The organism is Clostridium sp. LIBA-8841 (genome assembly GCF_034439435.1).
GTDB lineage: Bacteria > Bacillota > Clostridia > Clostridiales > Clostridiaceae > Sarcina.
Map to the genome: position 1 here is coordinate 461,896 of NZ_JAPCKJ010000001.1, position 16,856 is coordinate 478,751.

Here is a 16,856-nt window from a genome sequence, read left to right on the forward strand (position 1 = left end):
ATACTTAAACTTATAATAAAACTTAATACTAAACAAAGGAGAAAAAAATTTGGAAAATTTAAGATCAATATTTTACTTTCTACTAGCTGGTATTTTTGAAATAGGCGGTGGATATCTTGTTTGGCTTTGGCTAAGAGAAGGAAGAAGTCTTTGGTACGGAATTTTAGGTGCTATAGCTCTTATATTATATGGAATTATTCCAACCCTTCAACCAGCTAACTCTAATTTTGGAAGAGTTTACGCAACATATGGTGGTATATTTATTGTACTATCAATATTATGGGGATGGAAAGTTGATAATATTATTCCAGATAAATTTGATTTAATCGGTGGTTTAATCGCATTAATTGGCGTTCTTATAATCATGTATGCTCCTAGAAGTTAACTAGCAATTAAAAAAGCTATATCAAAACTTACAAATAATGTAAAGATAATATCTAAATAAGTTTTATTTTAGGCTATGCTTTAAATTATATTTGATATAGCTCTTTACTAGTTTTTATAGATACAATTTAGTTTCTAATCTCTTATCATATTCAGACCAAGTTCCACTTTTAGTTTTCTCTTTTAACATGGTTATTTTATTCATTGTTGCATCTAATCCATCTGCATAATTTACTATGTATGATTCCTCAGTCTTCATTTCTCTTGGAGATCCATATTCTAATTTTCCATGATGCTGAGTTATACATCCCTTTATTCTTGCTATAAAGTCATCACTATAAAGCTTTGAATCTTTTTTTACTGCTTCGTCTATCATTTGAACCCCTATTACAATATGCCCCTCCATCTCTCCTCTTAAGGTATATTTAAATGGTCCATCATAATAAAGTTCTTTTGTCTTTCCAATATCATGTAATTTTGCAGCTAATATTGCTGTTTCAGGTCTTCTACAATGATATCTTTCACACAATATTGACGTTAGATACATTACATTTAATGTATGTTCTGCTAGTCCACCTATATAATTATGATGCATGGATACTCCTCCAATACCCCTTTTGAACTTTTCTAAAAACTCATCATCCTTAAAAAAATAATCATTTAAGGCCCTTCCCTCACTAGAAACTATATATTTGTCTGTTATTTCATCTATTTCCTTCATTATCTCTTCTATAGGCTTCTCTACATGAGGAAGATAATCTCTTTCATCATATTCTGATAGTACTTTAAATTTTTTAACCTCTAAAATTCTATCTCTATTTCCTTCTACCTTTAAAACATCACCCTCTTTTATGCTCTCACTTTCTTTTTTAATTATATTAGCTTTTACCTCTCCTGTTTTATCAGCCAATATACAAACTACCTTTGCCTCATCTCTAAAAAGAATTCTCATAACCATTAAAGAAATCTTAACTGATTCTCTATGCTTGATTTCACTCAAATAAATATCTTTTTTACTCATATAACTCATCTCCATTTCCAAACTATAATCTATAGGTTTATTTATAAATTCAGATACCTTATATTAAACGAATCTTCTATGATTTATTATTAGCCTTTAATCCATATTAATTCTTAAATATAAATAAAAAAGATGATAGCAAATTTTGCTATCATCTTTTATAAAATTTACTTTTCATCTTAGAATTATAAATTCTTATAAAATAAAGAGCCACTACTTTCTTTTTCTTTTAATTTGAAAGCTGTGAAAGCAAGAATTATAAATATCCATGAATATGGATAAGTATATCTGTCTTGGAACTCTGTTATAAGACCAAATAGAGAAGCCCCTCCAAATATTATATAAAATAAATCTATTGAATAATTTCTATCTCTTCTCTTTCTATAAAGCCCTAAATAAGTCATTAGTACAAGAACTAACCAAAATACCTTTGTATATAATGCACCTTCTGTACTCATTCTTATTATCATTTTACCTTCTGTCTTTCCAAGCATGTTTAAATACTCATCTCTATTATACCCTTCATCTAATCCAACTTCAGCCCAATAAGCTCCTGCAAAGTCTCCTGTATTCCATTCATTCATGAATTTAGTAACATAAAACTTTAATAATTCCATTTTTGGAGTTTCTGTTAATCTTTCTTTTATAATACTTTTTGCAACTTCATCAACCTTTTCATAATCTCCATCATATTCATTGAATATTTTTGCATCTTCCTCATTCCATCTTCCCTGAGATTCAATGTTTGTTCCCTTTAAAATTGATATACTTAAAGGTTCTGTTCCATGCCACAATGGATATTCTGTTATATTTAATGCCATTAGCATATAGCTTGCTAAAGCCCATGGTAATATAAAACTTAAAATCACATTTAGAGAAGTTAGAAGTTTTAATTTTATTCCTTCTTTAAAATATATAAGTATATACATTACATATGCAACTATAACAACATATCCTATAGGTCTAAACAGTTGAGATAAGCTTAATAACACTCCAGATCCTAATACAAATAAAGACTTCTTAGAAAAGCTCTCAGCCCTATATCCTTTTAAAATCATGAGTACACTTGCAATAAAAAGTGGCATAGCCATGTTCTCAGAAGAAAATACATTATTATAAAAAATCATAGGTGGAAAAATTGCAGCAACTGCCATAACTCCAATTCCCTTTTCTTTATCTTGAAAAACCTCTTTACCAACAAAATAAAGTAATATTACATTTATCATAGAAAATACTATATTGATAAGTTTAATTGTAACTAATGGGTTAGAGAATATATTTCTAATCAGTGCAAAATATAGAACAGTTATAGTCATATGAGGAAATCTTCCCATATAAGCTGTACCTTTAAACATATAACTTGTACCGCCTAAAAAATCTCCTGCACATATAAACATCCTGTTAAAATCACCAACAGGAATACTATCTATATTATAAAACCATAACAATCTAATTGCCAAAGCCACAATTAAAATAAATGTCATTAATATAACTTTATTAATCCCTTTTTTTATCGCAATGAAAATTCCTAAAACAAATAAAAAACTTAGTGCTATTAGTATAAGTGATACACTTGTAACTTCATCAAAAAGATATGCCTTCACTACTGTCCCGCCTATAACAAATAAAAGTAATATTCTTAAGGCCCAGACTAAAAATATATCAAATCCTTTTTTAATATTTGTCATTATATATCTATAATTAACTTAATTAAGTCAATATATAGAATTCACCCCCTTGTTAAACTTTATTTCCCAGCTACACCTTAATTATACATACAACTTTACATTTTTGTAAAATAAATAAAATTAATTATATATTTTTATCTTAAAATATTATATAACTTAAATTTTCTTGTAAACTAAATTTATTTTAAATCATAAATTATATATATCTTTATAAAAAAACAAATTCCATTACATTTATTAATATTTTTTTAACCTTTTTGTAAATCAAACCCTTAATATGTAAAATAATATTATTAATGTACACTTTTCTTTTTTATTACAATTTATAAAAAGAATTGATCATAATTAATACAAGGGGGCACTACATGAAAAAACATTTTAAAGTGTCCATCTTAATTTTTTCTATACTTTTATTAAGTGGTTGTGGACTACAAAATGGTCCTACTAAAAACACACTATCAGTTTTAGGCTTAGAAAAATTTGATGGATTAGATAAACAAGAGGATAATATCAAAATAAACCTTAACGGTAAAATGCAAGATTTAAAATTACCAATATATTTAGATAAAAATAGGTATTTAGTTCCTATCAGTGAAATAGTAAAAGATAATGGCGGTGAAATTAAATTAGAAGATGAAAATTTAGATATTAACTTTGAAAATAAAAATATCAAAGTTAATTTAAAAGATAATACTTGGAATGATGCTACAAAAGAAAACTCAGAAAATAATAAATTTAAAGTTAACCCTATAGTAGAAGACGATGTAGTATATATGTCTTTAATAGATGTTGCTAATATGTTAGATTTAAAAAGTAGATGGTACGCAAAGGACAAGCTTATTAAACTTTATACTAATAAAGATATGTTGGATGTTAAACCTTACAAGGGAAATGGTCCTCAAAAAGGAATAATAAGATTTGAAGATGTTAAGTCAACAGGAACTGGTTCAGAATATGATTCACATTATCTTGAAACAATAAGAGTTATGGGTAGATATTTAGGAAAGAAAAACATCCCTTACCATATAGCATGGATACCTAGATATGTTAATCCTGGTAAAAACATAGATATGGATCCTTCTAAAGAAAATAACTTTGCTAACGCTGAGCTTATATATACTTTAGATTTTGCATCTTCTCATAAAGGAGAAATAGGTCTTCATGGATATACTCACCAAACAGGTGATACAGTGAGTGGAGAAGGATTTGAATTTGGAAAATATAATCCTTCTGTAGAAGATGTAACTACAAGAATGGATCAAGCTATGAAAATAGCTAAAGATTTAGATATAAATATAGGCTTCTTTGAAGCTCCTCATTATACTATAAATAAAGCTCAAAATGAAGCTTTAGAAAAAAACTTTAAATATATATTTAATGATTATGATGAGAATAAACATCAAACACAACCTATGAAATCTCCAACTGGAAGCGGTACTTATTATGTTCCAACTCCACTTTATTATGTTGAAAATGGTAAAGAAGATGTTATGTTAAATAAAATTGCAAAAATGTCTAAAAACACTTTCGCTGGAATGTTTTATCATCCATTTTTAGAAATGAATTTAATAGACTTCAAAGATGGACAAGATGGTTATCCTGAAAGTAATTACAAAAAAGATTCTACACTCCAAAGGATAATTGATGAATTTGAAAAGAGAAATGTATCTATCATCTCAATTGATCAAGTTTCTTAAAATTAAATTCTTCTAAAAGGAGCTATATCAAAACTCAAAAATAAAACTTATAAATATTCAGAGTACTTGCTATAATTAATGACTACAATGTAACTAAAGTTCCATTGTATAAGTTCAAGAATCTAAATTAAAATTTAGACTTTCACTTAAAATCTGGTAATTCTCTAAATATATTTATAAGTTTTTTTGAGTTATTTTCATAGAAATACTTTAAATTTACTATGCTTATATTTAATTTTTATTTTTTGAATCTTCCCAAACTTTAAAGAATAATGCTATAAAAAACAAGGTTAAAAATAATATTTTAAATCCTTGAATATTATAACTTAATCCATAGAAAGCTATTATAAAGACTACTATAATAGTACCTACTGAAACAAATTTGTTAAAGATTTCATTAGAATATAATATTATATTTATGCTGATTATTAAAGCAATAACTAAAAGAATTATGGCTATAAAAGTTATGAAAATAATACCACCAGCCTTTAGAGCCTCTTTTATCTCTAAGCTTAAAAGTTCATAAAAATTATTAATGTATGATTTTTCAGTTGTATTTAGAAATATTAAATTTGATATAAACGCTAATCCTATAGCTAAAAGATTCCTATCATCATAGCATATATTTCTTAAAACTCCTTTCAAGGCTCCCCCTTAGAAATTACTTTACTAAATTATATTCATGTTAATTTTTTAATATGCCTTACTATAAAGATAATATCCGTTAATTCAAATAAAAATCTACGTTTTAAACCAGCTTTAATTTTTATATAGGTAATCTGTATCTGAAGGACTAGCTAAAAATCAATATTAATATAAAAAAGTATATAAATACATTTAAAAGCTTATTAAATCAGAGCTTTGTAAAAAGTATTTATATACTCTTAAGTAGTTAAACTAGTTATATTTGATTAAATCTTCTTCTCTTGGAATAGCATCAATTGCACCATAATTTGTACAAGTTAATGCCCCAACCTTATTTCCATAACTTATTATTTCTTGCCATGAATTAAAATCTAAATCTTTTTTATTTTTTACTTCGCTTACTTTTTTAAGAACAGCTCCAACAAAGGCATCTCCAGCGCCAGTTGAATCTACTTGAATTATTTTTATTGATGGAACTATTTCTAAATTGCTTCCATTACTTAAAAGAGTTCCTTTTCCACCTAAAGTAACAGCAACTATTTTTGCTCCTAAAGAATGAAGTTTTTTAATTCCTGCCTCTAACTCTTCTTCCTTGGTTATAAGCTTTATCTCCTCATCGCTTAGTTTTAAGAAATCACAGAGACTTATAAACTTCTTACAGTCTTCTATAAACTCTTCTAAGTTTTCTTCCTTTATAAGCATATCTCTATAATTTGGATCAAAGGAAATGAAGTTTCCATTTTCTCTTCCAAACTCTAAAAGCTTAAAGTAAGTTTCTTTAAGTTCTCCTTCTAGAAAACCAGTAGCTGAACCGAAATGAATTATATCATCTTTTTCTATTTTGTTTAAGTCTATATTATTAAAAGAATAATCTCCATCACTACCTCTATGGAACTCGAAATCTCTTTCTCCATTTTCGTCAATAGCAACGAAAGCTAAAGTTGTGTATCCTTCCATTTTAGTCATTTCAGTATTTATTCCTATACTTTTTAACATATCTACTAAGAATTTTCCAAAGGAATCTTTACCAACTTGTCCTAAAAAATAAGACTCTCCTCCAAGCTTACAAACAGCTGCTCCCACGTTAGCTGGAGCACCTCCTGCCTTTTTTTCAAAGTTTATTCCATTTTTGAGACCTTTACCTATATCTTTTCCTATAAAATCTATTAATAATTCTCCTATACAAAATACCTTATTCATTATAATTCACCTCATTCATTTCCCATATATTTAAGGAATTTATTTTAGCTTGACCATCTTCTGTTTTTAAGCTTAAATTAAAACTTTCCTTATTAGGATAAAGCTTTAATGATGCCACTTCCCTTCCATCTTGGAAATATATTTCTACTGATGATTTATCTACAAACATGTTTACTTTTAACTTTCCGTTAGACTCCAACTTAAACTTTCTTACCTCCTTTTCTCCATTAAGCATTGAGTTTCTATCTATTAAACAAATCTCTCTTTCAAAGTCATAAATTAATGAAGTATGTTCTTTCTCACTTTGCATAAAATCAATTTCAAACTTTGATGCCTTATATTTATCTATTTCTATTTGAAGTTCATAACTATTCTCTTTTATTTCATTAAAGCTTAAACTCTCTGTATATATATCATTTAAGTTTACAATTTTCTCTCCTCTAAGAGATTCCATTTCCTTTATAGGGTTTTGATATAGAATTCCATCCCTTAAAGTTAATTCTCTAGGCATAGTTAATGAAAATACCCAACCATTCTCTTTGCTACAATGGAATTCTTCTTTTTCAGGAAGTCCCATCCACCCAATAAGGATAGTTCTTCCTTTTTCATCCTTAAATACTTGAGGAGCATAAAAGTCAAATCCCATATCTAACTCTTTAAATTCATTATCATTTCTAAATTCTAAAGTACCATAATTGAAATTTCCCACTAAATATCCTGATTGATATATATTTTGATATCTGAACTCCTCTTTTTCAAGCCCTTGTGGTGAAAAAATAAGAACCTCTTTATTATCTAATTTAAAAAATGAAGGACATTCCCACATAAACCCAAAGTTCTCATAATCGGTTTTTAATTCACCTTGAAAATCCCAATTATCTAAATCCTGTGATTTGTATATTACACATCTACCTTTTAGATCCTCTCTTTGTATTCCAAGAATCATATAGTATTCATCATCTTTTTCCCAAACATACGGATCTCTAAAATGAGCTGTGTATCCCTTTGGTAATTCTTCAATAACTGGTCCTAACTTCTTTATTTCACCATTTTCTTGAAGGACTCCCTTACATTGATAAGAAATCCTCTCTCCCTTATCTCCTTTAACATTTCCTGTATAAAAAACTTCTAAGTTTCCATCCTTAACAATAGCTCCACCTGAATAGCAACCATTTTTATCAAAATAATCTTCTGGAATTAAAGCTATCTGAGGAATTGAAAAATCTTTAAAATCTTTAGTTTTTACATATCCCCAATGTTTATATTTATGTTCGCATCCATATGGATTCCATTGAAAGAATATATAGTATTCTCCATTATAATAACTAAGTCCATTAGGATCATTTATAAGTCCAAAGGGAGCCTCAAAATGAAAATTACCTCTCCATAAATCCTTAGAACTTTTATAAGATTCTTCTGACCTTTTATTTATTTCTTCTTTATTTAAAAATTCCACTTACTTCACCTTCCTCTATGAATAAATATATTTGATGAAGTAAATGTTTTGTATTTACTTTAATTTTTTAACACTTTCTCTTATTATAAGCTCTAAAGGAATTTCGCAAGTATTTGTACTTTTCTCTCCATTTACTAAACTTAAAATATTAAGTGCTATTTCTTCACCAAATAATTTATAATCAATTTTCACAGTTGTTAGTGATGGGTATGTTATTGCACTGACTTCATATCCTCCAAAGGCTGCAATAGATATATCTTCTGGTATGTTTTTTCCTCTCTCAAGAAGATATCTCATAAGTCCAAGAGCTATATTATCTGTTGAACACACAACGGCTGTTGGATTATATTTTAAAACCTCTTCTCCTCGCTCATAAGCTTTATCAAAAGAAAAGTCAGTTTCAACAAAATCTATATGACTCTCTTTTCCAAAGGTATCATAAAATCCCTTCTTTCTAAGAACCCCAACTTCCCTATCACTTTCACTAACTCCTAAGAACACAATTTTTTTATGTTCTTGTTCCTTTATATATTCACCTAAAACTCTCCCTATTTTCTCATCATCTAAAACTAAATAATTTACATAATCATTCTTTTGTCCAGTAAACAAAATAGGTATTGGAAGTTTATTCACCAATTTCACATGCTCCTTTGAAATTTCAAAAGACATGATAATGATTCCATCTACCCCTTGGTTATATAATTTATTAATTTGCTCTAATTCTTTTTCTGTATTGAATTCACTTGTTAATATTATGCCTTGATATCCATGTTGTTCCAATTTTCTATTTATACCATTTAAGGTTTTTCCAGCTGTAAATGAATCTATTCTAGGAACTATTATTCCAATTAATTTACTTTGTTTAGACTTTAATCTTTTAGCAAAAAAGTTGGTTTCAAAGCCTGTTTTTTCTATTGCTTCTTTTATCTTAGTTGTATTCTCACTACTTACATAGCCACCATTTAAATATCTTGAAACTGTGCTTTTAGATACTCCAACCATATTAGCTATGTCTTGTATTGTAACCTTCATTCTTTTCCTCCTAAATAAAGATATATGTATCTTCTTATATTATAAATTATATCATTACTTAGAAGATTTTAACCATATATAGCCACTTAGAATATTTGAAATCAGGCTCTGTCATTTAACAGAGCCTGAAGATCTTATTCTTCTGGTTTAAAGAATATATATGTTAAAGCGAATGCAACTCCAAATCCAATAGCAATAGTTATAAAGTATTGGATTAAACCTGTATTTATATAAAGTAGTGTTCCTGGTAAGGCTGTTATTCCCATACCTGTTCCTGCAAGATTCATAATTGATGCAAACATTCCTGATGCAACTCCACCTATACATGCAAATATGAACGGTTTAATAAATCTTAAGTTTACTCCGAATATAGCAGCCTCTGTAATTCCTAAGAATGCTGGTATTGCTGAAGATATATATAATGAACGTTTTTTCTTATCTTTTGTTTTAAATCCTACTGCAAGAGCCGCTGCTCCTTGAGCCACTATAGCTCCTGTTATTACTGCGTTAAATGGATTTAATCCTGTACTTGAAATCAATTCAACCTCTAAAGCATTAAATATGTGATGAACTCCAGTCACAACTATAACTTGATGAACTCCACCAATGATTGCTCCACCTATACCAAATGGTAAACTTAAGAACATTTTGAATAGTTCTAAGATATAAACTTCACTTGTATGCATTATTGGTCCTACTACTAATAGACCAAGAATCATTGATACTAATAAAGTTAAAAATGGAGTAAGTATTAAATCTAATACATCTGGCATAAACTTTCTAATAAACTTTTCAAGTTTAGCAGCTATGATACCTAAAACTAAAGCCGGAAGTACTGATCCTTGATATCCTACTATAGGAATACTTATTCCTAGTAATGAAATATAAATTGGATCTGCTCCACCTGCAACTTGCCAAGCATTTGGAAGTTGAGGAGCTACAAGCATAAGCCCTAAAACTATACCGACTACAGGAGTTCCACCAAACTTCTTCATTGTTGACCAAGCCACTAAAGCTGGTAAGAATATAAATGCTGTATCTGTTAAGACTTCTGATAAAGTATTAAAAGTTGGACTAAATTCTACTCCTAAGTTAATTAGTAGTCCTCTTAATCCCATAAATAAACCAGTTGCAACTAACACTGGAATTATAGGAACAAAAATGTCTCCTAAAGTACGAGATATTTTTTGTGGTAATGTCATATCACTATATGCATCTTCTTTTACATTTCCAGTTTCCACTCCTTCGCCATTCATAGCAGCAAAAACTTTATTTACGAAGCCTGTCCCTAAAATTATTTGATATTGAGCGGCTGCAAAAAATTGTCCTCTTACTCCGTCAATATTCTCGATTGCCTTCTCATTTATTAAGCTCTTATCTTTAACTATAAGTCTCAATCTAGTTGCACAGTGTTCCATTGATTTTATATTTTCTTTTCCACCAATATTTTTCAATATCTCTTGAGCAACTACTTGTTCTTTACTCATTTTAAAACCTCCTAAAATTTCCTTCTCTTTTGATATCCTTTACTTTATGAATATATGGTATCAGTTCCACACATTTTCTGTCAAGCTATTCTTTTTAAATTTTTATATATATTTCTTTATTTAATTATTAAAAACTCAATAAAATATCTATTTTAATAAAAATTTATTATAAAATAACTTTTTAAATTCTAATATTCACATTTATTTAAACCCTTTACATATTTTATATGGAATTAGTTTCATATTTTCACCATAATTTTTGTCAGCATAAAATAAAGAATGAAGAAGGTTAGTGAAATTTATCACTAACCTTCTTCATTCTCATATTACACAATACCAATACATTTATCTTAATATAAATTCTTTTTCTATTTGTAAAGACTCTTTTAAATCATCAACAGTCTTCATTACGTTTCCTTCTATATCAAGAGCATGATTTCCTCCCTCAATTACAAAGGTTTCTACATCATCTCTATTTTCTATATTCATTCTATTATCTATACTTAATAAAGGATCCTCATTTCCTGTTATAACTAATGAATTAGGTTCTATATTAAACTCATTTAAAGTTTTATTTATTGGACTTATGTATATATTTCTTATATTTTTAAATCTTTTTCCTAAATCTTCATTTAGAAAATATTGAACACTTGTTCCAATGCTTTTTCCTATTATTAAAACTTCTTCATAATCTTTTTCTATAGCATTATCTATAACCTCTAAAGATTCTGAAACCATTATACTAAATTCTTTTTCAAGATTAAATTCACTTCTATTTATTTGATATCCATATTCTACTTCTAAAATATCATATCCTATCTCTTTTGCTAGTTGTTTTGAGTAATCTAAATAAGATCTATCTAAACAATATCCTATTCCAGGTAATATTACACAAAGTTTTTTCCCTCCAGCATCAATAAATCTTGGACTTAACTCAACACCCCAATATGATTTAATTGTTCTACTACTCATTTTAAAAACCTCCTAAATATTAAAGTCTTCAAAAATCTGTCCTAAAAAGTGATATGAAAGGGAGAAGAAATTTTCACTTCTTAGGACAAATTACTTATTAAATCTATAATAAATTTTGCTAACATTCTTTGCTTGGTACATTTATTATTATAAATTTAAATAATAATACAAGCAAAGTCTCAAAAAAATAAAGATTTAAATTTAAGCTTTAATTTATTAATAATTTGTTAATAAATTTATATTTTGTTAATATCTATCTTCTAATTTATTCTATTTTTTTGCTTATATAAGAAATTGCATAGATTATAGAAATTTTTTATTTTTCTTAATCTATGCAATTTTAAATAAATTTGACCTTTAATTTTAGTAAAAAACCGCACTGCTAAAGCTTATATACTTATATTTCATTTAAAGAGTATACCCCTTCCCTTTAAATGAAAAATCTATAAATCATATAAATCGTCAAATTCTAAACTATTATTATCCTCAAATTAAAATCAACATTAATATAATTAGGTATACTTTCCTAACAGCTAACCCTTATCTTAAAGGTCTGTTAGACTCTATTGATTTATGCATTTTTATTGGTTTAACATTGAAGTTTGATCTGTACTCTGTTTCAGCCCAGAATATATTATCTGCCACTAATGCTTCTGGATTTAATTCTACTCCATCTAGAATTATTTCTTTAAATTTATGGTATCCAGCTCTGTCGATTAAATGTCCACCATGTAGGTATTCTGGTTTATAATCTAAAGCCCAAGCAGAGAATTTTTGCCAGTTACCAAATATTCCAAGAACAACTTCTTCTGTTGCAAAGTTTATGAATGTTTTTCCCATTCTAGGAGTTTGTTTTCCTGTTCTTCCACCTATGACTATTCTATAGTATTTTTCTGGTTTTCTAGTCCAAGCACTTGCAGGACATGCTAACACACATTCTCCACAACCAACACAACAACAAGGATCTTTATCAACTAATCCTTTATCATTCAAGCTTAAAACTCTTGTAGCATGATGCTCACAAGCTCTAACACAAGCCCCACATCCTATACATCTCTCTGGATGGTATTCCATTCTAGCTTGTCCTATAACACCAAAATCTTGAAAATGGCCTTTAGCACAGTCATTTGGGCATCCAGCTACTGATACTTTTATATGATAGTGTGATGGGAACACTAATTTTTCTATTTTGTTAGCCATATCCTTAGTATCAACATTTCCTTTTATACAGTGTGAATTTCCTATACATGCCATAACATTTCTAGCACCTATTGTTGGATATCCATTTTCATCAACTTTCATATCACAATTACATCTATCAACTTCAACTTCTTGTAAATAATTTTCTATAAACTTATTTACTGCTGGAATATTTTCATATTTAATTCCTGGAATATTGAATGTTTGTCTCATCCCCATATGAAATGTTCCATTTCCCCAAGTTTCTGCTATTTCTTGTATTTGTGATAAATACTTAGCATCTACTATCCCTCCTGGAATACGCATTTGAAGCATAAACTCTCCTGGAACCTTTGATTGACGAAAACAATTTAATCTAACCTTTTTAATATCTATATCATGATTCATAAATAATACCTCCTAGTCTAATAATGTCTTTGCTTTTGTATAGTTAAATACTGGTCCTTCAAGACATACATATGTTTCATTTATTCTACAATGTCCACATTTTCCTACTGCACATGACATTTTCCTTTCAAATGAAACCCATATCTTATCTTCTGGAACTCCAAGTTTTAAGAATTCTAAAGCTGTAAAATGCATCATTACTGGAGGTCCAACTATGATAACCTCGTAGTTATCTCCAAAGCTTTCTAAAGGTAATTTATTTAAATGAACTGTTACAAGTCCAGTTTCCCAACCTTCTTTTGTATCATTGTCTAACGTATATATAGTATTGAATTTTTCATTCCATCTATCTAAGTCATTTTTAAATAGTATTCCATCTGAATTTTTGAATCCAAATACAAGACTTAAAGTTTCAATATAATCAGGTTCATCATAGAACTTATTTATTAAACTTCTAACTGGTGCTACACCTGTACCCCCAGCTACTACTATTACATTTTTATTCTTAAATTGCTCAACAGGCCATCCTTTTCCATAAGCTCCTCTTAAGGCAATCTTATCTCCTGGCTGTAATTTAAAAATTTCATCAGTAACCTTACCTACAGCTCTTATAGTAAAGTCCAAGTATCCAGGACCAAATCCACTCACAGAAATTGGTGCTTCTCCAACCTTAGGAAGAGATAATTCTAGGAATTGACCATGTTCTGGAACAACATCAGAAGCTATTCTAAAAGTCCACTCTTTGTCAGTTTCCTTAACTATGTCTATTATTTCACATGTTTTAGGTGTTAAAATATTTTCCATTTACATCTCCTCCATTATCTCTTTTACTGCTTTTGAAACCTTATTAATAGTAGCTGTGATTGATATATTTTCAGGACATCTATCTGTACATCTTCCACAGCCTACGCACATATGCTCTTCTCCAAATTGAGCTTTATAATCATGAATTTTATGCATAACCTTATATCTCATTTTGTCTCCAGCTGTTTTTCTGAATACATGTCCACCAGCCATTTCATCAAATCCATCTACATGACAAGATGCTTGTATTCTCTTTCTTTCACCTATATTGTGATTTGAATCATGAACTATATCTCTTGTTGTAAAACATGTACATGTGCTACAAGCAATTGTACAACTTCCACATTGAATACATCTTTTATTGTATTCTTCCCACATAGGATGATCTTTTAATTTGTTTAAAACTTCAATATTCTCTATTTCTGGAAGTTCAACTTTTGCTATATTTTCTTCAATAAATTGAAGTTCAAACTCTTCTTCTTCTTTTCCTTCAAAATATTTTTGGAATTCATCTTCTTTAACATTGAATAATAAGTTATCCTCATTAAATCTTACTGCTAAACTATAATCATCAGTTTTATTACTATTCATTGTTGTACAGAAACAGGTATCCCATCCCTCTGTACATTCCATGCAAACAAATTTAACTCTATCTCTCATTCTCTTATAAAATGTATCTTCAAAGTTTCCATTTTTAAGATATATAGTATCTTGTCTTCTTTGTGCATTTATATCACAAGGTCTTGCAAATATAAGCATTTTCTTTTCACTATCCATTTTACTTTCTCTAAACTCATTTTCTATAAAATAGTATAAAGTTTGAGAAATTGGAGTAATAACCTCTTTAACTGGATAAGTTGACTTTTCTTTATATACTATTTCTTCTACATTATTTATAACATCATACTTTATAATATCTGTATCTGAATATCTTCCTTGTTTTTTAAATCCTTTGGGAGCATAAATTATATACTCTTTTTTAAGCTCATTGAATAAATCATTTACTTCTTGTAATTTTAATTTGTATCCCATTCAAACACCTCCAAAATTTAAACCTTGTAACTCCTAATAGTTTATTTTTTAACAAACTATTTACAACTTTATAATACTCCTTTTTGTTCCATAAGTTAAATTCTATTTTATTATTATTATTATAATAATTTACCTATATATAATTAGATTACTCTTTCTTTCTATATTTAGAATGCAAAAAATAATGTTTTAATATTTTTTGATTTTTAAATTAAAACCATTTACAATTTATATATATTTTTTATTTGGAGGTGTATTATGACTTTTATTTTAGCTTTAACAGCAGTAATGTTTTTAATCTTTCTAGTATCCTATTTAAAAGATCCTAGAAAATTAATAAATGGATTATTATTTAATATTTTTCTAATCTTTTTAATGCTATCAATTGTTTATTTAGCTTTCTTGACAGAAAATAAAATTTTAATGGTTTTAGTTGGAATATTCTTTATATTTATTATTTTTATATTATTATTTGGAATATATGTTCTTATAATAGCTTTATTGATAAACTCCAAAATTGTATTAAAACATGAAAGTAAAAGTCCAGCTAACTTGCTAACTCTCTTTTTAGCCTTAGCTCTTATAGCACATTTGATTTTCAGTTTTACTAAACCACAATTATATTTTTCTGAATATTTAAGACCTTTATTAGGAGCTTTTACTTTTATAGAAATTTACTTTATTTTTGATATATTTAATTTTTTAAGCATATCATTACTTTATAAATTTAGAATAAATAAATTAAATCAAGATTTTATAATAGTTTTAGGAAGTGGACTAATTGGTGACAGAGTTCCTCCTCTTTTAGCTAGTAGAATAAATAGAGCAATAGAATTCTATAGAAAACAAAGCAGAGTTAATAATCCTCCTAAAATAATATTTTCTGGTGGGCAAGGTCCAGACGAAAAAATTTCTGAAGCTTTAGCAATGCAAAAATATGCAATAGCTACTGGAATTCCTGTTGAAGATACTATATTAGAAGATAAATCTAAAAATACATTGCAAAATATGAGATTCTCAAAGAATATAATGGATAAATTAGTAGAAAACAAAAAATACAATTGCGTCTTTGTAACAAATAACTTTCATGTGTTTAGAGCTAGTTTATATGCTAGAAAAGTAGGTCTAAAAGCACAAGGTATAGGCTCCAAAACAGCTCTTTACTATTTGCCTAATGCCATGATTAGAGAATATATAGCTATAGTTGTAATGAATAAAAAGAGAAACTTAATAGTAGTTTCACTTATACTCATTACATGTATCGCTATATACTTATTGGACTTTTTTATAACTAAAATTCTATAAAATAAAAAAGAAACCCGTAGAATTTAGTGGGTTTCTTTTTTATTTATTATATTTTATTTGTTAATTCCATTTCCTCTTCCTTGAAAACCTCTATTTCCTTGACCATTACCACAACTTCCTCTTCTCTCCATCATATTTTCTCTTCTTCTATTGCATGCATCAGAAAATTCAATTCCTAAATATTTAAAAGCTTTATCATGAATTTCATAATATCTATTTAACTCTTCTTCACTAAGATTTCTCTTTGATTTTCCATGATATTGGTCAAAGAAAATCTTTTCCTCTCCTGTTAATTCATTATATCCCTTATCAAAAAGTTGTTTTTGTTCCTCTGTTAAATTCATATTAGAGTTATTTTCACACCAATATCCCTCTGAATAATTATCATCTGAAGTATTTTCTTCGTTAACCGCTAGTGTTTGAAAGTCATCACTTGCCTTTGCCGTAACAGTTCCTATCATTCCAACTCCTAAAACTGTAGCTACAGATAGTGTTATTGCTATATTTTTAACTTTCATCTTAATCCCTCCTAGTTATTTTATGATT

Annotated in this window: 15 protein-coding genes; 3 read left to right on the forward strand and 12 right to left on the reverse strand. The window is 28.0% G+C overall.

The annotated features are described in order from the left end of the window. Positions 1–49 precede the first annotated feature (49 nt). Positions 50–385 (forward strand): YnfA family protein, encoded by a 336-nt coding sequence (locus tag OIF33_RS01815; protein ID WP_322502518.1) that lies wholly within the window; start codon positions 50–52, stop codon positions 383–385. A gap of 114 nt (positions 386–499) precedes the next feature. Here OIF33_RS01815 and OIF33_RS01820 read toward each other — a convergent pair whose 3' ends face one another. Together OIF33_RS01820 and OIF33_RS01825 are read right to left on the reverse strand one after the other, a co-directional pair. Beyond that, positions 500–1,405, reverse strand: a complete 906-nt coding sequence (locus OIF33_RS01820) for a 3'-5' exoribonuclease YhaM family protein (protein WP_322502519.1) — start codon at positions 1,403–1,405, stop codon at positions 500–502. 185 nt (positions 1,406–1,590) lie between these two features. Beyond that, on the reverse strand, positions 1,591–3,009 hold the full coding sequence (locus OIF33_RS01825; RefSeq protein ID WP_322502520.1) for a glycosyltransferase family 39 protein: 1,419 nt from the start codon (positions 3,007–3,009) through the stop codon (positions 1,591–1,593). A gap of 449 nt (positions 3,010–3,458) precedes the next feature. On the opposite strand from OIF33_RS01825, the gene OIF33_RS01830 reads away from it, so the two are divergent. Next, positions 3,459–4,790, forward strand: coding sequence for a polysaccharide deacetylase family protein (locus tag OIF33_RS01830; RefSeq protein ID WP_322502521.1), 1,332 nt, complete (start codon positions 3,459–3,461; stop codon positions 4,788–4,790). A gap of 231 nt (positions 4,791–5,021) precedes the next feature. Here the strand turns inward: OIF33_RS01830 and OIF33_RS01835 are convergent, their stop codons facing one another. The 9 genes from OIF33_RS01835 to asrA all read right to left on the reverse strand — a co-directional run bounded on the left by OIF33_RS01835 (position 5,022) and on the right by asrA (position 15,005). Continuing rightward, positions 5,022–5,435, reverse strand: a complete 414-nt coding sequence (locus tag OIF33_RS01835; protein ID WP_322502522.1) for a zinc ABC transporter ATPase — start codon at positions 5,433–5,435, stop codon at positions 5,022–5,024. A gap of 252 nt (positions 5,436–5,687) precedes the next feature. Beyond that, a complete protein-coding gene (locus OIF33_RS01840) occupies positions 5,688–6,635 on the reverse strand; it encodes a carbohydrate kinase (RefSeq protein ID WP_322502523.1) in 948 nt (315 codons plus the stop codon). Further along, positions 6,628–8,091 (reverse strand): sucrose-6-phosphate hydrolase, encoded by a 1,464-nt coding sequence (locus tag OIF33_RS01845; RefSeq protein WP_322502524.1) that lies wholly within the window; start codon positions 8,089–8,091, stop codon positions 6,628–6,630. Before OIF33_RS01845 ends, OIF33_RS01840 begins: the two co-directional genes overlap by 8 nt. A 54-nt stretch (positions 8,092–8,145) precedes the next feature. Then, positions 8,146–9,123 (reverse strand): LacI family DNA-binding transcriptional regulator, encoded by a 978-nt coding sequence (locus OIF33_RS01850; protein ID WP_322502525.1) that lies wholly within the window; start codon positions 9,121–9,123, stop codon positions 8,146–8,148. A 134-nt stretch (positions 9,124–9,257) separates the two neighbouring features. Further along, the gene (locus tag OIF33_RS01855) at positions 9,258–10,610 is read right to left on the reverse strand and encodes a sucrose-specific PTS transporter subunit IIBC (RefSeq protein ID WP_322502526.1); all 1,353 of its coding nucleotides are present in this window, start codon (positions 10,608–10,610) and stop codon (positions 9,258–9,260) included. 345 nt (positions 10,611–10,955) lie between these two features. Next, positions 10,956–11,582, reverse strand: a complete 627-nt coding sequence (locus tag OIF33_RS01860) for an alpha/beta hydrolase (protein ID WP_322502527.1) — start codon at positions 11,580–11,582, stop codon at positions 10,956–10,958. 540 nt (positions 11,583–12,122) lie between these two features. Further along, a complete protein-coding gene (gene asrC / locus OIF33_RS01865; protein WP_322502528.1) occupies positions 12,123–13,169 on the reverse strand; it encodes a sulfite reductase subunit C in 1,047 nt (348 codons plus the stop codon). Between the two features lie 12 nt (positions 13,170–13,181). Beyond that, positions 13,182–13,973: an anaerobic sulfite reductase subunit AsrB gene (gene asrB / locus OIF33_RS01870; protein WP_322502529.1), complete on the reverse strand. Its 792-nt coding sequence runs from the start codon at positions 13,971–13,973 to the stop codon at positions 13,182–13,184. Continuing rightward, on the reverse strand, positions 13,974–15,005 hold the full coding sequence (gene asrA, locus OIF33_RS01875; RefSeq protein ID WP_322502530.1) for an anaerobic sulfite reductase subunit AsrA: 1,032 nt from the start codon (positions 15,003–15,005) through the stop codon (positions 13,974–13,976). Between the two features lie 258 nt (positions 15,006–15,263). Here asrA and OIF33_RS01880 point away from each other — a divergent pair, with 258 nt between their 5' ends. Beyond that, a complete protein-coding gene (locus OIF33_RS01880) occupies positions 15,264–16,310 on the forward strand; it encodes a YdcF family protein (RefSeq protein ID WP_322502531.1) in 1,047 nt (348 codons plus the stop codon). Between the two features lie 53 nt (positions 16,311–16,363). Here the strand turns inward: OIF33_RS01880 and OIF33_RS01885 are convergent, their stop codons facing one another. Further along, a complete protein-coding gene (locus OIF33_RS01885) occupies positions 16,364–16,828 on the reverse strand; it encodes a hypothetical protein (RefSeq protein ID WP_322502532.1) in 465 nt (154 codons plus the stop codon). Between the last annotated feature and the right edge of the window lie 28 nt (positions 16,829–16,856).